The organism is Gloeotrichia echinulata CP02 (genome assembly GCA_038087035.1).
Lineage (GTDB): Bacteria > Cyanobacteriota > Cyanobacteriia > Cyanobacteriales > Nostocaceae > Gloeotrichia > Gloeotrichia echinulata.
The window spans coordinates 3,779,776-3,800,962 of sequence record CP051187.1; the positions used below are offsets into that span (position 1 = coordinate 3,779,776).

The 21,187-nt window shown below is 40.3% G+C and carries 17 protein-coding genes and 2 pseudogenes; 5 read left to right on the plus strand and 14 right to left on the minus strand.

Annotated elements, in window-relative coordinates; translation table 11 throughout:
- Positions 1–61: 61 nt before the first annotated feature.
- The 5 genes from HEQ19_16640 to HEQ19_16660 form a co-directional block, all read right to left on the minus strand.
- Entirely contained in the window at positions 62–1,144 is a 1,083-nt protein-coding gene (locus HEQ19_16640; protein ID WYM00882.1) for an iron ABC transporter permease, read from the minus strand.
- Between the two features lie 2 nt (positions 1,145–1,146).
- Positions 1,147–2,358 carry an ABC transporter substrate-binding protein gene (locus HEQ19_16645; GenBank protein WYM00883.1) on the minus strand — a complete coding sequence of 404 codons (1,212 nt, stop codon included), beginning with the start codon at positions 2,356–2,358 and terminating at the stop codon, positions 1,147–1,149.
- Between the two features lie 131 nt (positions 2,359–2,489).
- A complete protein-coding gene (locus tag HEQ19_16650) occupies positions 2,490–3,362 on the minus strand; it encodes a (2Fe-2S) ferredoxin domain-containing protein (protein ID WYM00884.1) in 873 nt (290 codons plus the stop codon).
- A 35-nt stretch (positions 3,363–3,397) separates the two neighbouring features.
- On the minus strand, positions 3,398–5,515 hold the full coding sequence (locus HEQ19_16655; protein WYM00885.1) for a TonB-dependent receptor: 2,118 nt from the start codon (positions 5,513–5,515) through the stop codon (positions 3,398–3,400).
- A gap of 229 nt (positions 5,516–5,744) precedes the next feature.
- The gene (locus HEQ19_16660; protein WYM00886.2) at positions 5,745–6,020 is read right to left on the minus strand and encodes a DUF1636 domain-containing protein; all 276 of its coding nucleotides are present in this window, start codon (positions 6,018–6,020) and stop codon (positions 5,745–5,747) included.
- 316 nt (positions 6,021–6,336) lie between these two features.
- On the opposite strand from HEQ19_16660, the pseudogene HEQ19_16665 reads away from it, so the two are divergent.
- Both HEQ19_16665 and HEQ19_16670 read left to right on the plus strand, forming a co-directional pair.
- Positions 6,337–6,609, plus strand: a pseudogene (locus HEQ19_16665) (DUF4277 domain-containing protein).
- A gap of 193 nt (positions 6,610–6,802) precedes the next feature.
- Positions 6,803–7,759 carry a pyridoxal-phosphate dependent enzyme gene (locus HEQ19_16670; protein ID WYM03460.1) on the plus strand — a complete coding sequence of 319 codons (957 nt, stop codon included), beginning with the start codon at positions 6,803–6,805 and terminating at the stop codon, positions 7,757–7,759.
- An 11-nt stretch (positions 7,760–7,770) separates the two neighbouring features.
- On the opposite strand, the gene HEQ19_16675 is transcribed toward HEQ19_16670, so the two are convergent.
- The 9 genes and pseudogenes from HEQ19_16675 to HEQ19_16715 form a co-directional block, all read right to left on the minus strand.
- Positions 7,771–9,021, minus strand: a complete 1,251-nt coding sequence (locus tag HEQ19_16675) for a transporter substrate-binding domain-containing protein (GenBank protein WYM00887.1) — start codon at positions 9,019–9,021, stop codon at positions 7,771–7,773.
- A gap of 184 nt (positions 9,022–9,205) precedes the next feature.
- Complete coding sequence (locus HEQ19_16680) at positions 9,206–9,862, minus strand: class I SAM-dependent methyltransferase (protein ID WYM00888.1); 657 nt, start codon at positions 9,860–9,862, stop codon at positions 9,206–9,208.
- Positions 9,863–10,627: 765 nt separating this feature from the next.
- Positions 10,628–10,915 carry a hypothetical protein gene (locus HEQ19_16685; GenBank protein ID WYM00889.1) on the minus strand — a complete coding sequence of 96 codons (288 nt, stop codon included), beginning with the start codon at positions 10,913–10,915 and terminating at the stop codon, positions 10,628–10,630.
- A 119-nt stretch (positions 10,916–11,034) separates the two neighbouring features.
- On the minus strand, positions 11,035–11,295 hold the full coding sequence (locus HEQ19_16690) for a hypothetical protein (protein WYM00890.1): 261 nt from the start codon (positions 11,293–11,295) through the stop codon (positions 11,035–11,037).
- A gap of 177 nt (positions 11,296–11,472) precedes the next feature.
- Positions 11,473–14,103 carry a DNA polymerase III subunit alpha gene (locus HEQ19_16695; protein ID WYM00891.1) on the minus strand — a complete coding sequence of 877 codons (2,631 nt, stop codon included), beginning with the start codon at positions 14,101–14,103 and terminating at the stop codon, positions 11,473–11,475.
- A gap of 172 nt (positions 14,104–14,275) precedes the next feature.
- Complete coding sequence (locus HEQ19_16700; protein WYM00892.1) at positions 14,276–14,455, minus strand: hypothetical protein; 180 nt, start codon at positions 14,453–14,455, stop codon at positions 14,276–14,278.
- 383 nt (positions 14,456–14,838) lie between these two features.
- Positions 14,839–16,552 (minus strand): annotated as a pseudogene (locus HEQ19_16705) (diflavin flavoprotein).
- A 244-nt stretch (positions 16,553–16,796) separates the two neighbouring features.
- Positions 16,797–17,051, minus strand: coding sequence for a hypothetical protein (locus tag HEQ19_16710; protein ID WYM03461.2), 255 nt, complete (start codon positions 17,049–17,051; stop codon positions 16,797–16,799).
- Positions 17,052–18,791: a diflavin flavoprotein gene (locus tag HEQ19_16715; protein ID WYM00893.1), complete on the minus strand. Its 1,740-nt coding sequence runs from the start codon at positions 18,789–18,791 to the stop codon at positions 17,052–17,054.
- Between the two features lie 646 nt (positions 18,792–19,437).
- Here HEQ19_16715 and HEQ19_16720 point away from each other — a divergent pair.
- From HEQ19_16720 to HEQ19_16730, 3 genes are all read left to right on the plus strand, one after another.
- Complete coding sequence (locus HEQ19_16720) at positions 19,438–19,887, plus strand: element excision factor XisH family protein (GenBank protein ID WYM00894.1); 450 nt, start codon at positions 19,438–19,440, stop codon at positions 19,885–19,887.
- The gene (locus HEQ19_16725) at positions 19,842–20,174 is read left to right on the plus strand and encodes a XisI protein (GenBank protein WYM00895.1); all 333 of its coding nucleotides are present in this window, start codon (positions 19,842–19,844) and stop codon (positions 20,172–20,174) included. Before HEQ19_16720 ends, HEQ19_16725 begins: the two co-directional genes overlap by 46 nt.
- A gap of 298 nt (positions 20,175–20,472) precedes the next feature.
- Positions 20,473–21,153, plus strand: a complete 681-nt coding sequence (locus HEQ19_16730; GenBank protein WYM00896.1) for a Uma2 family endonuclease — start codon at positions 20,473–20,475, stop codon at positions 21,151–21,153.
- The last annotated feature ends 34 nt before the right edge of the window (positions 21,154–21,187 follow it).

Here is a 21,187-nt window from a genome sequence, read left to right on the forward strand (position 1 = left end):
CCTTAAAAACACTTTGCGTACCTCTGCGCTTACCTTCGCGTACCTCTGCGTTTCAAAAATCTTAAAAAGACTTCCGAGAATTACGTCGCAGAATTACCCAAGTAACAACAGGAGTTCCAATTAAAGCAGTAACAGCATTTAAAGGTAAAACCATCTGACTTACCGCAAGTTGAGAAAACAAATCTGCAAACAATGCTAAAATTGCACCCATCATTGTTACACTAGGGATTAATATCCGATGGTCGGAAGTATTAAAAAGACTACGACAAAGATGAGGAATTGCTACACCTAAAAATGCGATGGGACCACAAAAAGCGGTAATTGCTCCAGCTAATATAGATGCACTAGTAATAATAGAAAATCTAGTTTTCTGTACAGTTAAACCTAGACTACGTGCATAAGATTCACCTAGTAAAAGTGCATTCAACGATTTTGATTGCAGCACTGCTCCCAATAAACTCAAAAGTATCACTGGAATTAAAACAACTAACTGTTTCCAAGTCACCCCAGCAAAACTTCCAAATGTCCACATAATATAACTTTGAATGCGTTCTTTTGAGCTAAACTGCAACAAAATACTAACAATTGCACTAGTAGCATAGCCAAACAATAAACCTAAAATTAGTAACGTCATAGTATCTTGCACTCGGCGAGAAACAACTAACATCATCCCTAAAACTGATGCTGCGCCGAGACTTGCTGCTATGACTAAACCAAAATCGCTAATGATTCCCAAATCTGCTAATAATGTTGGTGTCGTAGCACTTGCTGTTAACACAACTAACCCTACACCTAAACTTGCACCAGAACTAATACCCAATACAAAAGGCCCCGCTAAGGGATTTTTAAATAGGGTTTGCATTTGTAAGCCACTCACACCTAAAGCTGCACCTGCTAAAGTTGCAGTTAAAGCTTTAGGTAGGCGAAATTTGAGAATAATATGAATCCATGTTACTTTTTCTGCTTCTTGTCCGAGCAAAATTTTGACTACTTCATGAATAGGGATATCAACTGAACCTAAAGCCAAGTCTAATAAAAAAGCCAAGATTAAACTTATAAGTATAATTAAGAAAATAATGGTTTTGAAAAGCGGAGCTTTTTGGGTTAGTAGGGGAATTTTAAATTTATATTTTTTGCTTAACATTATTAATTAACTTTGTGGTAATAAAATAACTTATGATTAGGTAATATCTCTGGATGTAGTATTTTAATCAAATCAGATAAAACCATATCTGGGTTACTAATTCCGCCTTCCCAGTAATCATTACCTCCACTTTCATTAACACGAGCATTATTATTGTAAAGATTGCCTGTTTTCACAGCCTTAAAATCAGCATAGCGATTATCTTCTGCGACTAAATCCTTTAAATTCTTCCAAGATTGGCTAAAATTTAACCAGTAGTCAGCATTGGCTGCACGTTCCAAAACAACTTCAAAAGATAAAGGTAAACTACCAGAGGATTTATCATCACTCCAGAGATAGTTTGCTCCTGCGTCAGCCAGATATTTAGCTACGTAACTTTTACCTCCAGGCATATACCAAGTACCTTTAAGATTGAACCCAACAAATATAGTTGGACGATTTTTTACAGATTTAGCTTTTTCAGCTACTCGTGCATATTTATTGGCAATTTCACTAAATATTTTTTCTGCTTGCTCATCTTTATTAAAAAACAGAGCAGTAAATTTTAACCATTCGCTTCTTCCCAGTGGTGTGTCTTCCATATATTCAGAATTTATCCCCACTTTCAAACCCGCCTCCGTGAGTTTGGCATAACTATCAGTTTGGGAATTTCCAGTACCAAAAGTTGTCACTAAGTCAGGATTTAATTCTAATAATTTTTCTATATCCACATTAGAATTATTCCCTACTTGTGCTATCTTCCCGGCTTTAATTTTCTCGACTACATCAGGAGTATTGACTTGTTTAGTATTACTAATACCAATCAGTTTATCAACTACACTTAATTTGGCTAGGTGGGGTAAATGAGTAGTAGATAGAGAAACTATGGAGTTAATGGGAACTGTAATTACCTGCGCTTTATTAAATCCTTTTGGCGTGGGAGTTCCACATTGGACTAAAACATATTGAAACTTCGTGTTGGCATTCTGCCAAGGATTTTTTATAGTGACGATTTTGTAGTGTTTATGATACTCTACTGCGAAGCCTGTTGCGTGAGTAATCTTGATTTTATTAGGGAAGTAATCAGTATTGGGGTCATATTTTTGAATACAGGCGTTATTATTGGTAGGTATGTTAATCGGTGTATTATTGCAAGCAATTATTAAGATGGTAATTAAGAAGAATTGACATAGAAAAATAATGGGTTTTGAGTGAGTCAGTTTTACCAATTTCATGGGGTTTGAGGAAAGATAATTTTTCTCACACAGAGACGCAAAGGCGCAGAGAGTTAGAGAAGAAAGGAAAAGAAGATGAACTATATAAAATCTGGTTTATGTCTTCGCGTGAGATTTTTAAAATATAGAATTTATGGGGAATTTGGTGGATAGCAATGTTCAATAACTTTGTTACCTTTTAGCAAATGTTCATTGACAATAGTTTCAGCTATATTTGAGTTAACGCGAGTGTACCAAGTTCTATCATCAGAATAAAATACTACGGGACCTTGTTGGCAAACTTCCAAGCAGCCAGATGTTCTCACTTCTATGTCTAAGCCTGCATTTTCAACTGCTGATTTTAAAGCATCAAATGTGGGTTGCCATTTGCGCGAAGGAAGACAGCGAGTAGAAGTACAAACTGAGATATAAGAATGCTTCAGAGGATTTTTGGTAAACGGGATTGGTTGAATACCCAATACATAAATATCTCTTAATTCCTGATACAAAGCTAACTTTGATAAATCAGGTTTACCTTCTGGTAATAAATTTTCACCATCAACGAAAGGATTAGGTAATAAAATCGTCATTAATTGTTCATCTGCACCATTCCAAAATTGAATTCCCCAACTTCTGGGATGGCCTTCTGCATTCAACCGACGATAAAAAGCCGCACGACTAACTTGACGCTGCTTCCTGACTTCTACAGGGGTTCTACAAAGAGGCCCACCAAAATTAGTATCAATACACAAATGTAAATGCCAACCTTCAGTCGCTACCGTCAAATATCCATCGTAGAGAATACAAAGTTTTGGTGCAGCATTAAATTCTAATTCCAAAACACTACCTTGAACAATATGCCCCACACCTACCTGTTGCCAATTTTGCTCAAATAAGGTGTAAAGTAACGATGACAAAACATCACTTCCACAATCAAAATATTCATACTCAATTGTTCCACCTGTAGACAACGCCTCAGTCAAAACTTGATTTACTGGTGTAACCAAACAATTAAATTCACTCATCTTCAATTCTCCTGTGCGTGAAAAAACTCTTAACCTTAAAACCTAGAACTCAACCCAACCTGAAAAACCCTCCCCCCATCAGGAAAACCCGGAAACAACTGATAACGCTGGTTAAAGATATTATCTACACTACTTGTCAGTATCAAACTATCACTTAAAGGGACGCGAAGTTTGAAATCTAAAGTAGTGTAACCAGACAAAAACTCTGTATTATCGTTATTCGTTGGATACCCATTCAAAGAATTCATAAGCAATCCTAAATACCAACCTTGAGGATTTTCATAAGAAACACCCAAATTTAATTTATCCGCACCTGCAAAACGCAACTCTTTATCAACTTCCGCCGGATTATAACTTTCTAAAATCCGCGGATCATTAGCTGTATAATTAGCAAAAGCATAGAAGTTTTTCGCTAGTTGTAAGTTTAAAGAAGCTTCAATTCCCGTAGTTTTTACCAGTCCGATATTTTCCCAAGTACCTGTATTGCCATTCACGGGTGGTGTCAACCGCTTAAAAGCAATTGTATCTGATACTGTATTACTAAAGAACGTCAAGCGTAATAAGCCTAAATTGCCTAACTTTTGGTCAATGCCAATATCAAAACTATCACCCTTTTCTGGTTTAAGTTCAGGATTACCAATATTAGTAGGATTATTGTTAAATAAATTAGCAATGGTTGGCGCTCGGAAATTTCTGATATAGTTAGCTCTGAGTGTTGTGGAGTCAGAGATTGCTAATTTTGTACCTACAGATGGTGATGTAAATGAACCATTTACCAAGCTACTGAAATCTTGGCGTACTCCTAAATTGATACTGAAACTAGAAGTAAAATTATTTTCATATTTAGCGAAAATGGCTCCTTGACTAATACCGTTGTCGTAATTTTCTCTATTGATATTACTACCATAATTAAACGTTGTATTACGCACATTTACATTCCGGTAATCAAAGCCGTAAACCAAAATCTGATTTTTGGTAAGATTCCAACTATGTGTGGTTTGAATACCGTAAGAAACTTGGTTAGAATCAAACCGATTTTGAGATGAAAGTGCGCCACTACGGTTATCAAAACGAGTATTGAGAAAATCAGTATAAACTCTGGCTGTTAAAAGTGAATCATTACCATTCCCTAATTTGGAATTCCAGGTTAAATCAGTGAGAACTTGGTCTGTGTATTTACGATTATTCTCGGTGATAGAATTGAAAAAACCTTGCCCAAACTGTGGTTCAGGAATTGGAACACCTCCTGGTACTCCCTGTTCTTTGCTTAAGTATAGGCTTGAGAGAGTTAAGGTATTGCGTGTTCCTAAATCTGCCTCTAGTTTGACATTAAAGTTGTTAAATAGAGCATCATTATTTGTTCTAGTTCCCGTAAAATTGGCTTCAGTAATTGTGAAAGGATAATTATTTTCTGCTTGGGTACGGTTGTAACCTACAACCCAAGAAATTACACCTGCTTTCCCACTATTTTGAATACTTTGTTGGTTTAGTCCATAAGCACCAATATTGATTTTGGCTTCTGTTGTAATTTTTTCTGTGGGACGACGGGTGACAATATTAATTACCCCTCCTATCGCATCAGAACCATAAAGAGTTGAACCTCCTCCTGGTAATACTTCGACTCTTTCAATATTATTAGTGGTAAATTCTGAGAGGTCAAAACCACCGCCACCAAGATTATTAATCGGTCTACCATCAAGCAATATTAATACTTGACCGGTATTAGAACCGCGAATAAATTGACCACTCAAGGCATTAACTTCTGTGCCAACTGTACCATCACCCAAGATACCAGGAAGAAATCGCAGTGATTCTTTGACAGTTCTTGCACCTTGCGCTTCCATTTCTTCACCTGTAATCACGTAAACGGGACGGGTGGAATCTTTCACTGTCCCTTCGCGGCGAAAGGGTGAAAATACAGGTTCATTTAATAGCTTGTCGATGACTGTCAGTTCAATATCTGGTTCTGTTTCTGTTGTATTTTGAGATATTGGTTGTAAGTCTTTGGCTGAATCTTCCTGTTGGGAAAATTCTGATATTTTTAGAATTTCTATGGCTTTGGTACTTTGATTTTCCCATAGTATCCCCTGGGTAAATATCAAGCTAGACACAACAATTTTAAGTCCCCATTTTGAAGCAGAATTACTAGACATTGGTAATTTAAACAACCTGTATAACTAAAACAAAAGCTGATTTTAATTCAGCAAAAGGAGGACAAGTATAGTGAAACTTGCCTCCGTTTGTGCAAGGGCGGAGGAATGATGGCGACTTTAGAAGAAAGCCGTAGCGGTTTATATGATAATAATAATTATTATTACACAGCTTGCTAAATTATGAAATTTTTCCGGCAACAAGATAGTTTTGATGCTACCCACTGAGCAATTAACAACTATGTAAGTGTAATTTTGTCCACTTGCTCAGTGGTGGAATACTTGCCAAAATACCCTTTTTTAGAGGTTCGGGGCGTTCCGACCAAGGTAATGAACCATCAGGGTTAGTATAATATTCAGTTGCACAATTCAGTACAGCAGATGCACAGCCGTCAACTGGTAAATCGCCAAAGAGATAGGTTGATTTCCCTTCTGCAACAAAAGCAATGACACAAGAACGGCTACAAGGGTGGCCGCCGAGAGTTAGAGTCGAGGGGTGCCATTCCACCTCTCTCTTCCGAAACCGTGCTTGCGACTTTGACCGCACACGGCTACTCAATGTGCAATCCTATTGTCATTAACGGACTTCTGAACTACCATCAATGGCAGTTTTTTCATCCCACATTCCGCACTTCATTTTGTAGTACAAATACAAGTGTAATAAATAGCAAAAAATACTTAAGCACAAATACTTAATTAGGTGAGTAATAAATATAGGCAGTAATATAAAATTGCCAACAAATTGAAATTCATCAGGTATTGACAATAAATTCAGGAGCAAAAATGAGAAAATGAATCTGAATTAAATAAAAATCCCCAGAAATATGAATTACCAAAAAGAAGAAATTGAGAGTAAAAACTTAGATCACTTAGGAATAATAGCAGGAATAATAGATGAAATAGGAATAGTAGAAAAAATTAATGAGATATTCTTAGTAGATATCAGAGAGAAAGTAAATACAGGAGAATTAGTCAAAGCAATCATTCTGAATGGACTCGGTTTTGTATCAAGACCATTATATTTATTTCCTCAATTCTTTAAAGATAAAGCCATAGAATATTTATTAGGCTCAGGAATAAAAGCCGAAGATTTAAATTTGAAGTGCGGAATGTGGGTTATAGCAACCGCCAAGATGATTTACAGCACCTTCCTGTAAATGAACCACATTTTTATATCTCACCCCTTCTTGCAGGTTTTTATAGCAACCGCCAAAGTGCTTAGGACATTAACTGATGATAAAACCTAGACACAATCAGACTTGTAACCCAGTCCCCTGCTATACCACAAATATGCAACGCCCAAAAAATGAAGGTGATTTGATTCACTCCTCAACCTTTCAACCTCCACCCATACAGCAAATAAACAGCGAAATCGCCCGCCGTGCTGGTGTAGAAATTTACGTACTGCGCCTTGACCTCATGCATCCGTGGGTGAACGGTAACAAATGGTTCAAGCTAAAGTACAACCTCTTAGAAGCCAAACAGCAAAATTTCACAACTTTACTTACCTTTGGGGGTGCTTATTCTAACCATATCTTTGCCACTGCAGCCGCCGGCAATCTTTTCGGTTTGGGCACCATCGGCTTGATTCGTGGCGAAGAGAGACTACCCCTCAACCCCACATTGAGTTTTGCTGTTCAACAGGGTATGCAGCTTGTGTACCTCGACCGCCAGACCTACCGACAGCGGCACACAACAGCCTTACAGCAAGACTTGCAGCAACGCTTCGGTGAAGTGTTTGTGATTCCTGAAGGTGGCAGTAATCTTAATGGTGTGCGTGGTTGCACAGAGATAGTTACACATGCTAGTTTATTTGATACTATATGTTTAGCCTGTGGCACAGGTACAACCCTAGCAGGTATCGCACTTTCATTACATCAAAGCCAGCGAGTTATCGGCTTTGGGGTGTTGAAAGGCGGGGCATTTCTGGAACAGGAAATTCACAGCCTGCTGACAAATTACCCCAAATCAGGTTTGCCCGCACCCTGGGAACTGGTGTGTGATTACCACATGGGCGGTTATGCTAAGGTCAACAATGAGCTGCTATTGTTCAGCCAGCAATTCCAAGAGGAACACGGCATACCCCTTGATTACGTATATACCGCAAAAATGTTTTATGGTGTGATGGATTTGCTACAGCAGGGATTTTTTCCCAGAGGCGATCGCCTGCTGTTGATACATACCGGTGGCTTGCAGGGGAATGTTGGGATGGAGTCAAGACTTGGCGAGAAAATTAGATCAGCTTGAAGTCCCCATATTTATGTTTTGGACTCTGGACTTTTGACCCTTGATTCTGGCATACTAACTACATCGTCTTTTTTGCCATTGAACCATTTGTCATACAGGGCTTGATAGATGCCCTTTTCTTTCAGAGTCAGCAGCGCACTATTGATGCGCTTGCGGTAGAGACTGTTATTAGGCAAAACAATACCATAGTTCTCTTCGTGGAACATACTGCCAACCACCTCTACTTTACCCTTGCCAGCATTGGCGGCGTAGTAAAGCAATACTGGTGCATCAAACACTACAGCCTCAGCTTTTTTCGTCAGTAAAGCTTCGTATGCCTGCTCAATCTTCGGGACTTCTAATACCTTGATTTTCTGCTCACGCAGATATTCCGCCGCCGTGCTACCCGCAGTTGTCATCACCTTTTTACCAGCGAGATCCTCTATACCTTTGATATCTCCCTGAAGCTGTTGCACTGTCAATGAGGTGGTAATAGTAGCTGTAAAGTAGGCAACAAACAGCACTCCGATAAACATCCAGATGACTGCTATTACCCGTCCCATAGGCCCCTTTGGCATCTCATCAGCTTGGGTGGCTAGGGTCGAAGCCGCCCACCAAGAGGCTTTGAAAATGCCGGGAAAGTATGATTGAGGAATCATTCCGTCTGCGTGACCACGCTCAAACCACCAAATAATGTGGGCGGCGATTAAAATTAGCACTAAGGCAATACCAATTACCTGCAACAGGGTAGGTGAGAAAAACATCTGCAGCAGATTGGGGAAAACACTACCGCTTTTGTTTTGAGTTGGTACCAAAATCTGCAACCCCCCTGCAAACATGGGGTAGGAAAAATCAAATTTCTGTTCTCGTTCGGCTGTGATGGAAATAGCTGCAATCCCGAAGTCTGTCTTACCTTGCTCAACCGCAGAGAGCAAATCTACCACTGTTGGATGTACAATAAACTTAGATGAAACCCCAATTTCACGGGCAATGTTACGCCAGAGGTCAATACTAAATCCCGACAGTTCGCCTTTATCCTCAATCACGAAGGGTGGTATGACTCGTGTCCCTACTTGCACTAATGGCGTTGGTGGCTGTTGTTGGCTAATCCCTGGAGACTCCAGCAGTAACAGCACTAGCATCAAGCTGACTAAACCCAGAAAGATATGCAATACAGGGAAACGCCAGCTTAGATGTTTGCTGTCATAAAAGCAATAGTTAACAATTGGTCTTTTCAGTCTGGCAATGATTTGGCGAAATTTACTAGCAAGCACCGCTATCATAGAAATTTGTTTTATGGTCGTATCAAATACTACCCTATGACAAAATATTATGGGAGAAATTTCGGCACTTTTAAATAAACAAATATTCCATATGTAGGGTGCGTCAGGAGCGAGAAATCCAAGACAACGCCAGAAATTATTGGTACTGACGCACCCTACCCTATCGCACCTGCGGATAATTTAGTTATTTTTTGGAGTTCCCTGAGCTAGGTTTTATCCCAATCAATAGCGCCAATTCTAACCACTTCCAGTAGCAGTCCACATCATTAAAGCCAATTTGTCGTAGCCAACCCAGTTGTGTTTCTACGTCTAAAAGTTGATTCGAGGGGTCATCATTTTCCGGTACAATACCGAGTTGCTGCAAAAAATGCTCGTGTAGCGCGGGAGTTGGGGAAGCAACGTGTTCCAAATTGCAGAAAATTCCCCCAGGTTCTAGTATTTGGAAGATTTCAGTATATAGTGAAAGTTTGCGATGGTGGCTAACATGGTGGATAGCAAAGCTAGAGACAACGGTATCAAAAAAACCTAATTCAGGTAAGGGTTCATCAAAGTTATGTGCTAATACTTGCACCGTTGCATCCTGTGCAAAGCGAGTTTTTACCGCATCGAGCATGGTTTGGGAAAAATCCACAGCCACGCTTTCAACTTGGGGACGGTCAATTTTCAGTAATCCGAGTAAGCGACCATCTCCGGTTCCCAAATCCAGAATCCGCTTTACAGTCTTGGGGACATGTTCTAGCAAGACTGCTTCACCTTCGGTGCGATGAGGTATTTTATCTGCTTTCGCCAGATAGCGTAAAGCATGGTCAGCAGAACTCCAGAGGTTGATTTGATTAGTCACAAAACACTACTCACAGGTATCCTACTACTCCAGTTTGCCAGTTAACACGACTTTCACACCAGCCGCCTAGGTAAACTCAGAGAATTACTATTAGAGTGAACAATTTTTGGGGAATTATGAAAATTATTGGACAAAGTTTTTAGTTGACTAATTCAACTGCAGCATCCCATTTAAACCGGACTACGCATGAGACTGAACAGCCACGGTAATATTCAGTTGTGAATACTGAAAGTGTGATATTGGTCTGACCGGGATCTAAAATTTGTTTCACCTTGCAGATTTGCCTTTTGTTCTTGCAGTAGGCAATGATACGATCACCAGCCTTGATATCTAATGCTTTAATTTTCAATTTCTACTCAACCTCATCAATAAATTGGGTTAGCTAAAAGAAAAAGATACTGCTATACCTAACTCCCTTAACACTTACAATGCTTATTCACTATAGCATAAAATTAAAGTCTAAAATCATATCAAGAAATAAATTATTATGTCAATCTATCCAATTTATACTAAAAGTAATAGATATCTGGAAAAACTGCCAAAGTATGCCTGTGAGGTACAAGAACCCAACCCCCTAAGCGCAAGCGAGGAGCTTGCGCTGATTTAGCTCATTAATGTGAATTTTAGGCATTGATAATTAATATCATGTTCGGATAAATACTTGTCATCGCGTACGAGCGCCGAAGGCTACGCGATGACATTTTATCAGCGATCAACCGAACATGAGATAACAAAATATCCCATGTGTAGGGTGCGTCAGGTGAACTACTTAGACTTGCCTACGGCTGAAGTCTGAGCTTCCCAATTCATCAGGAATAGCCTCAAAAACTCCGTAGTTTTTTTGGTCTTACATTCCTTCCAAGGGCAGGAGTCCTGGTTCCCAAGACCCAAATTTTTTTCTGGCAACATATACCTATTAGCTTGGTTTTCGCTTATGGCATTGATGGTCAAGACAGTAAATATATTAGCAGAAAATCCTAGGAATTCGTCATCCATCCAGAATTTGTTTTTACCTGGTAAAAACAAATTCTGGATGTAATCCTCATCCCCCACTCCCTATCCCCACCGAACTCACGAGTTGAGGGTGGGGACTTCCGCGATTCGTTAACGAGTCGGGAGAATTTTTTTGATAATTAGTCATGACGCACCCTGCGAGTTTAGCAGCGCCTAAATTAGGCATGTAAGTTAGCTTGTTCTTGTAACCACGGGTCTACAGGTTGTCCATCTTTGCGGCGTAACTCTATTTCTACTGCAATCACTTCTTTGGAACCTGGGGGAGCGGGTTTTTTATGGAAAATAATATTGTATTCCTCTGGATTATGATTGCGTTCTTTTAACCATTCCTGCACTTTGGTGGTGGCAAAAAATGATTGTCCTTGTTCAAACATCCGGGTAATCTGCATTTGTAGGGTATAAGGATTTATGCGACCCATTTTTTCACCGCCTTTGTCAACTAATTTAAAGTTAGAGCGTTATCATACCTGCTTATAGGTACTGATATGGGGTAATGTGGGTAAAGATTACAAAACGGTACATAAATAAGTGTAATCTTAGACAGGGAAGGGAGTATTCCCCTCCTCGCTTGCGCTTAGGGGTTAGGGTTGGGGTTATTATTCCGGTACCCCATGCACCTGCAGTAAATCTAATCCCCGTGCAAATATCTCATCAATCGGCAACATTTCCCCATCAGTAGTCATAAATTTATGGTCTTTAGTCGCCCGAATTACTGAACCATCTTCCAAACAATATTCAAATACTTCCTGTTGACCGCGATGATGCCACTGTACTACAGGTTGGGTGTAAATATTCCCATATTTATCAATACTATAGATATTGCATTCAATGTTCTTTTCCACAATTTCGCCAATGGGAAGCACGCCATATTCTACTGTGACAACTTCTGTATCATAGCTTAAACAATATTCCGCGAACTTCAACATATCCTTAAATAATTGCTCGGCTACTTGCTTTTTCACGCCGTTTTTTGTTGAGCCATCGATAAACTTTTCCTGTTGCTTCTCCATTTCTGCAACTTTCTTTTTACCCATTGCGCGGCGTAGTAAGTCAGCTTGTCCCAGTGAATATCCCGCCATATCTTGAGCAATTTTCATGATTTGCTCTTGATAGACCATGATGCCATAGGTTTCATTTAATATCGGTTCGAGGATCTCGCTTTCATAGTCGATATTCTCCCTTCCATGTTTGCGGTTAATAAATTTGGGGATGAGTCCTGCATCTAAAGGGCCTGGTCGATACAATGCCAAAATAGAAGAAATATCTTCAATATTTGAAGGCTTCAAATCTCGGACTATCTGTTTCATCCCCGATGATTCTAATTGAAATATCCCTTCTAAATCCCCAGCTTCTAAAAGTTCATAAGATTTTTGCACATCTTTTGGTAAAACAGTATGTTCGCCTTTGGCTAGAATTTTCTGAGCCTTTCTTTCTTGACCGGTAATTTCATCGGGGTCTAGACGATAGCCTTTATTTTGGGCAATTAAATCTATAGTATTTTGAATCAGGGTGAGATTCCGCAAACCCAGAAAGTCCATTTTTAACAATCCCAAAGATTCCAGGTCTTCCATAAAATACTGGGTAATAACTGAACCATCATTATTTTTTTGTAGTGGTACAAGTTCATCTAAAGGTTCAGCCGAAATCACCACCCCAGCCGCATGGACGCCAAAAGTTTTGTTAGTCCCTTCAATTCGTATAGCCATGTCAATCCAACGGCGGACATTGGGGTCTGTGTCATATTTTTCTTTAAACTTTGGTTCCGGGGTTGTATCAGAAATCATCACCTTCAATTTTGTAGGTTTACCCCGAACTACAGGAATAAATTTCGCCATTTCATCGGCGTCTCTGTAGGGAACATCTAATACCCTGGCGACATCTTTTAAGACAGCTTTAGATGTCAGGCGGTTAAAAGTAATAATTTGGGCTACTCGCTCTTTCCCATATTTCTCAGTTACGTATTCAATTACTTTATCGCGCTGGTCGATGCAGAAATCCGTATCAATATCCGGCATAGATTTCCGTTCTGGATTTAAGAATCGCTCGAATAGTAGCCCATGATGCACAGGGTCAATATTAGTAATTCGCATCGCATAAGCTACTAAAGAACCTGCGGCTGAACCGCGTCCTGGACCCACGGGAATGTTGTTATCTCTAGCAAATTTGATATAGTCCCACACAACTAAAAAATAGGTAGAAAAACCCATTTGTTGAATCATTTTGAGTTCGTATTCCAATCTTTCCTTATAGACTGGATCGACCTCATTACGGGATTTGCGATTTAATCTTTCTAAAAGTCCGTGCCAAGCTACTTCTTCAGCATAGGTATCAGGAGTATGACCAGAAGGAATGGGTGGGGTGGGTATCTGCGGATCACCCATAATATTGTAAGGCTCAACTTTATCAGCCACTTCTTGAGTAGTCGCTATGGCTTTAGCGATGACATCATCAGTTAAATGGTCACGAAATAGCAGCTTCATTTCTTCGCCAGATTTCAGATACTCAGTGCCGCTATAACGCATCCGATTTTCTTCAACAATTAGCTTACCAGTTTGAATACAGAGCAAAGCATCATGTGCTTCTACATCAAAGCAAGAAATAAAATGGGAATCATTAGTAGCAACAACTTTAATGCCTAGTTCCCGCGCAATTTTGACAATTTCGACGTTAACAATACGGTCTTCTTGAGAGCCGTGGTCTTGAATTTCTAAATAATAATCATCAGCAAATACATCTTTATACCACTGGGCAATTTTTCGCGCTGCATCTGGTCTATTACTGAGAATTGCTTGGGGAATTTCGCCACCCAAACAAGCACTGGTGATAATTAAACCTTCATGATATTGTTTTAATAAATCTTTATTAATGCAAGGACGGGAAAAAATTCCTTTACCTTGAATACCTTGCAAATGAGAAATCGTAGTTAATTTGACTAAATTTTTGTACCCTTTGGTATTCTTAGCCAAAACAACTTGATGATATTTAGGACGGCGTTCTTGCTTTTCGATATCGCCATTAATGATATACATTTCATTGCCGAGAATTGGCTTAATATTCTTACTGCGACAGATTTTAATCAATTCCACCGCACCATACATCACACCATGATCCGTCAGAGCGATCGCCGTCATCTCCAGAGCGATCGCTCGATCCACCAACTCTGGTAACTGACTGGCGCCATCAAGTAGGCTGTAATCACTGTGAATATGTAAAGGAACAAAGGACATATAGGACTCCAAACACAAGCCAACAACATCTCTAGAGGTATTCCACTGGTCTACCTGAGGGAGCAGGATTTTTTTAACCAACGGGATCTTAGAGTAGCGTAGTTTGCGAAATTTGGAATCCCAAGCGCGAAATATCAATAGTTACAGTGGAAACATCAAAACGCCTAAATATCTAATGTTGTTGCGGTCCCTTGGCGTCACATTCCTTAGTCCAACAGCGTTCTAAAAGTTTAATTCGCCAAATAGCAGCGAAGCGTCGGGGATTCACTATCAATTCCGTCTCACGATTAAACAACGGTTGATTGAGATACTCCCAAAGAGGAAATTTAATTTTGTTGTGTTCTGTATTCATAGGAAAAACATATTATAAACCCGTCTTGGCAGTAATTAGCACTTCCATATTTAGTTTGCATATGAGATATACAAATTAGATGTGTTTTAGCTTATAACCTCTGCCCGATACTGAATATATATTTAAATATCGCTGCATCTATATTCAGTTGTCTTGGTCAAAATTACGGAATTTGACGAAAATTATTTTCCTAGGTCTCAAAAATAGCTGTAATCTTCGTCTCACGCAAAAACATCAAAAACACCTACCCTGCGGGAACGCCTCCGGCGAATGCGCCTACCCTGCGGGAACGCCTCCGGCGAATGCGCCTACCCTGCGGGAACGGCTTCGCCGAATGCGTGAGATAAAACTCATCCCATTAATCAGCCCAAATATTGTCAGGTCTAATAATGAGTACCAGTCTTGCGATGGTTAATAGCAGTTACAGCATCAGGCCTTGAGCAACTTACCGTTATCAACAGTTGCATAAACAACCCAATGATCACGACATTCTAAACGTTGGTTAACAACACATTCCAGATAGGCGATCGCATCGGTGAGAATTGTGCAACCGTTATCTGCTACTGTAGTCGAGAAACTCGCAAATCTATCTTCTCCTGGGGCAAATGATTTGCGAAAATGCTTGGTGTAATCTACATGATTGCCTTCTTGGAGGATATTCAGGGCAAATTTACCACCAGGATATAACAGAGATTCTATCGCCCGTTCTTTAGCGATCGCAATTGTTAATCCAGGTGGATTGAACGTAGCTTGTGATACCCAAGCGCCGAGCATCCCAGTAGAGACTTCTCCCAGCTTGGCACTAATCACACAAATGGAACCAACAATTCGCCCAACGGCTTGTTCAACAGGTGTAGCAGCTTGTTGCGGTACGCGCACTTTTTTCGCCTTTTTTAATCCTTGTGCAAAGTCTGTGCCGAGTTCTTCACAAAATTTCAGAGTCACAGCGTCAGGTTTAAATTTGACCTTTAAAGTGTCAAAGGCAAATTTATACCCAGCATCCCGGAGTTTACCTTCAATTAAGTCAAAGGCTTCCCCACTCCAACCATAGGAACCAAATACCCCAGCGGGTTTACTGTTATCGCCAACAGTTAACACAATCCCCAAAGCGGTATGAATGGGGGTGGGTGCATGACCCCCAATCGTAGGTGAACCAATAATAAAACCATCGCACTGTTCTACGGTGCTGCGGATTTCATCAGGGGGCGCAAATTCACAGTTAATCGATTTGACCGCTACTCCACCTTTGGTCAGTCCCAGAGCGATCGCCTGTGCTAAAGTGGCTGTATTTCCGTAAGCTGAAGCATACAATAAAGCTACGGAAATTTCCCTAGTTCTTTGAGCATGGCTCCATTCGGCGTAACCTTTGGTCAGTTCGATTAAACTAGTGCGTATTAAAGGTCCGTGACCAACTGCATACATTCTCACCTGCAAATCGGAAATTTTCTCCAAAGCAGCTTCTACATGCAGTGCATTCGGCGCCATTAAACAATTATAGTAATAGCGCTGGTCATCCTTAAATGTTTCCCAGTTATCATCAAACACTTCATCACCACAGATATGAACGCCAAATAACTTATCTGTGTAGAGAATTTGCGTTTGTTGATCATAGGTACAAAGTCCTTCCGGCCAACGGGGACTCGGAGTAGGTAAGAATTTTAAAACATGACCTTTACCTAAATCTAGAGTTTCTTTCCCCCGCATCACCAAAATATTGAGATTATCTTCCGGGAAAGTATTCCGCAAATTCGCCAAACCAGGAAGGGAAGTTACAAAGGTAATTTGCGGTGCTATTTCTAAAAGCGCTTTGTAAGTTGTCACTCGGTTGGGATTGAAATGACCTAAAATTACATAATCCAACCGTTTGACATCTAAAGTATTTTGCAACGCCTCTAGATAAATTTCGGTAAAAGTTTCCGCCGGTGGGTCAATAATTGCAATTTTATCGCCTTCAATTAAATAGCAATTGGAGGTTGTACCCCTTTCAAGTGCGTATTCAATTTCAAACCTTAGGCGTGACCAACTACGCGCCCTGAGAACCTTCGTATTTGTAGCGATGGGTACAACTTGTACGTCACGGGGTTTGGAATTGCTCATAGTTTTTGGGTAAAAATTGCGACGGGAGGAATGAGGAGTTAGTAGTTACAAGTTGGGAGTTACAGCAGTTTTCAAATAAATAGACCACGCGGTAGGGGCGCAAGGCCTTGCGCCCCTACGAGAATCTCTGGTTATTGCATGAAAATTGCTGTAAAAGTTAGGAATTGAGAGGCGCAAAGGTTGGGAGTACGGGAGGAAAATTTTAGGTTTGGAGGCTGAAAGTTGAGCCTCACAACCTGAAAATTCATCCCCTCATCCCCACCAATGACAAATGACCAATGACAAATGACCAATGACAAATGACCAATGACAAATGACCAATGACAAATGACAAATGACCAATGACAAATGACCAATGACAAATGACCAATGACAAATGACAAATGACAAATGACCAATGACAAATGACCAATGACAAATGACAAATGACAAATGACAAATGACCAATGACCAATGACCAATGACAAATGACCAAAGTACGCTTTAATAGCCGACCCACTTAGTAATAATTCCCTACTTTGCGATGACGAACAGCTGTGAGTCCATCGGCTTTAGAAACACGTCCTTCTTGGACGGTACAATATAAAATCCAGTGGTCGCTACATTCGATGCTGGTTTGCACTTCACATTCCATGTAGGCTAAAGCATCTGTCAAAATTGGCGAACCATTTTTGGCTATTTGGGTTTTGACGCCAGTAAATCTGTCAGCACCAGGAGGTAAGCGTTTGAGGAAGTGCTTTTTCAGTTCCTGATAGTTACCTTCTTCTAGGACATTGAGAACGAAGCGATCGCCTATTTGCATGAGAGCATCAATGGCGCGGTCTTTAGCAACAGCAATGGTAAATCCTAGGGGTTGCATACTCGCTTGACTTACCCAAGATGCCAGCATAGCACTGCTAACACCATCTTTTTTGGTTGTGACGATATACAATCCGCTGCTAATTCGACCCAAGGCTTTTTCCATGTTCACATCGAGGGACTTGATTTGCTGCTTGTTGCGTTCGCGCATCAGCACTTGTCCCAAGTCTGTCCCCGCTTCTTGGCATAATTGATATGTAGCGGCTGTGGGTGCTTCTTTAATCCGTATTGCTGGGAAGGCTTCTTTGACTCCCAAATCGATAAATTTTCTGCGGATAGTATCAATCGGTTCGTCATCACCGCCGTAACATTCAAATAAGCCAAAAAATTGTTTATTTTTGGCGACAGATAGCAGGGAACTGATACCAGCTTGTGCTGCAACAGCTGTAGTTGGTGGCATACCAATAACGATACCAGCTGCTCTACCTGCTAATTCTTGAATTTCTTGGAGTTCAGCGGAACTGAGATCGATCATTTCAATCCCTACTCCAGTTTTCTGGATTCCTTCCCCAATCGCTTGAACTAGTTGATCACCAAATCCGTATTCGGAAACATAAAACAAGCCGACGACAGTTTCTGCTTTGGCTTGTCTTTGACTCCAACTTTGGTAACACTGTGTCAGAATGTCGAGATGATGGTAAAGTAATGGCCCGTGACCGTTGGCAATTATTTTAATTTTCCCTAAATCACCCATGCGTTTCATTGCATTTAGCAAAGAGCGAGCATTGGGACCCATCAAACAATCGTAATAAAATCTAAAGTCAGCTTCAATCGCTTCTAAATCTTCGTCAAAAGTGCGGTCATCACAGAAGTGCATCCCAAAAGCATCACAGGTGTAGATGGTTTCGGTTTTGCGGTCATAGCTGAAGATAGTATCAGGCCAGTGTAGATTAGGCGCACTCACGAATTCGATTTCGTGTCCTTTACCGATATCTATGCGATCGCCACTTTTAACAATCCGCTTAGAAAATGGATCGTGTACCAAGCCTTCTAAAAACTGCAGCGCAATTTTAGACGCTAAAACAGTCGCTCTAGGCGCTAACTGCAATACATCCTCAACCAATCCGCTATGGTCTGGTTCTGTGTGACTAACAATTATGTAATCAATCGCCTTGGGATTAACCAAGCTTTTCAGGGTTTCTAAATACAGATGACGAAACTTCTGGTGAGAAGTATCTATCAAAACTGTCAAATCACCTTGAATTAGATAGGAATTGTAAGTTGTACCATTTTGCAATCCGAATTCGATATCAAAGCGATCGCGATCCCAATCAAGAGAGCGAATCGCCGTTGTATTCGGGGCAATTTTTACAGTTTGTATAGTTAGCCGATGCTGAACGTTCTCTGTATTCGCATTGCCAGTCGTAGACATCGCTACCATTATTCGTCTCCGAGCGCAAATAAACTTTATTGTTTTTCTGCCCTTATTGTGCCTAGAATTTTTTTTTCAAGTTGTAATCAATTTTATTTTTCTCAAAATTCGACTTGTATCAATTATTGCTGTTTTTTTGCTCACTTTCTGATTCACAAAAAAAAATCCTCAGCAATTAAATGTGTCAAAAGTATTACTTTTAAATATTAATGTTTCTTGGCATAATTTAAAATCCCTCAAATATCATACATATCTTCTGTTTTTTGACAATCATTTCGTAACAAAAAGCATAAATAACAGGGCATTGGGCATTGGGCATGGGGCATTGAGTAGTAGTTGACAAGGCGCTAGTTTTTTGATATAGTATTTTTATAATGGGGATATAGTGCGCCCATATATATAAGGACTTACTCTCCGGGCACATTAATAATCGTAGGGTGCGTGACGCAGCGATAAATATTGTACACAGTCACAAGACTTGTGGCGTCACGCACCATTATTTAAATGTAGTCCAAGTAAGTCCTGTATATAAGCAAGCCTGGTCTATTGACCCGAAAATGTTGTCAGAAACATCTTGCAAAATCTTCTGCTTTTTGATATCCTATTTTTATAATGGGAATATAGTGCGCCCATATATATAACGGGAATTTCCATCGTGTCTGCTAAAGATGCTTTCCATGAAGTAGTCAAAAGCGCTCTCGAGAGAGATGGGTGGTTGATTACCCATGACCCTTATCCTCTACAAGCGGGTACATTTGACTTAGCGATTGACCTCGGTGCAGAAAAAGTAATTGCAGCCGAGAGAGAGGGAATGAAAATAGCTGTAGAAATCAAAAGTTTTCTCGGACCATCGAAGATTTCGGAATTTTACCGAGCATTGGGACAATTCATAGCATATAGGGCTGCTCTTGGCGTCCAAGATACAAAACGGGTTTTGTATCTAGCCATTTCCAGCAACATTTACGAGGGATTTTTTATCACTCCGTTCATTCAGGGACTGATTGAGCAAAACCAGATGCTGTTGTTAATCTACAATATTGATGGGGAGGTAATTGAACGATGGCTACCATCAATGAATATCGAGAATATATCCAAAAATTGCTAAACGAACACGCCAGACTAGTGTGGGACGAGCGCATACAAGCCCAAACAATTTTCGATACCGAACGCGATCACTACCAATTAGTGTACGTTGGCTGGCGTGATTCCCAGCGAGTCTATGGTACTGTCCTGCATCTGGATATTATCGACGGCAAAATTTGGATTCAGCAAGATGGTACAGAAGTTGGCATTGCTAATGAATTGGTAGAACTCGGTGTTTCTTGTCAGGATATTGTTTTGGGATTTGACCCTCCGAAAATGCGACACTATACCGACTTCGCAGTGGGATGATGTGTGCCTGGGGGACTTCAAATTTAAAAAATCTCCAATTTGTAGGGCGCCTCAGTCAGACAAACCCCTTGCAAAATCTTCTGCTTTTTGATATCCTATTTTTATAATGGGGATATAGTGCGCCCATATATATAGTCTAATTCCAGATCAACTCCAAAATAGAAACAATATTACCTTTCACGCCTCTTTGCTAACACAACTTGAGGTAGTTTATGAACTATCGCCGAAGGATTAGTTAATTCTGGAAGAAGGATCTATATTCAGGGAATTGGTTGTGTGACCGATAAAAGAACAAAGTATGGTACTTAAATATAATCTTCAAACCTGCTTACCCTCATCTGAGGAACTACCAGACTCTGACGAAACGCCAGTGGATAACGAATTACAAGATTTGATTCCCGGTTTACTCAAAGCAATATTAGCTTTTGTCTGGGCAGACCGGATGGATTGGTTTTTTGGCGTTGATATGGGGATTTACTATGACCCAGAAATCCCAGCTATAGTCCCAGATGGATTTTTGAGTTTGGGAGTAGAACGATTTTATGATGAAAATCTCCGCCCCAGTTATGTGTTGTGGGAAGAAGAAAAACTACCGATATTCGTCCTAGAAGTAGTATCGCCAAACTATCGCGGTGAATATTCCACGAAAAAAAGCAAATATGCCGACTTGGGTATTCTATATTATATCGTCTATAATCCCACACGCCGCCGCAAACCACATCTAGAAGTTTACCAACTCATCAATGGCGAGTATCAAACCCTGGAAGGAAACCCCGTTTGGCTGGGTGACATTGGTTTGGGAATTGGAATCGAACGGGGAACATATCAAGGCATTACGCGGGAGTGGGTGTATTGGTACAATCAACAAGGAGAAAGATTATTAACCCCAGAAGAACAAGCAAAACAAGCACAGCAACGCGCTTTCTTATTAGCCGAAAAATTGCGATCGCTTGGCGTTGACCCCGATTCTATTATTTAATATTTGTAGTCGTAGGGTGCGTCAGCAGCGAGAA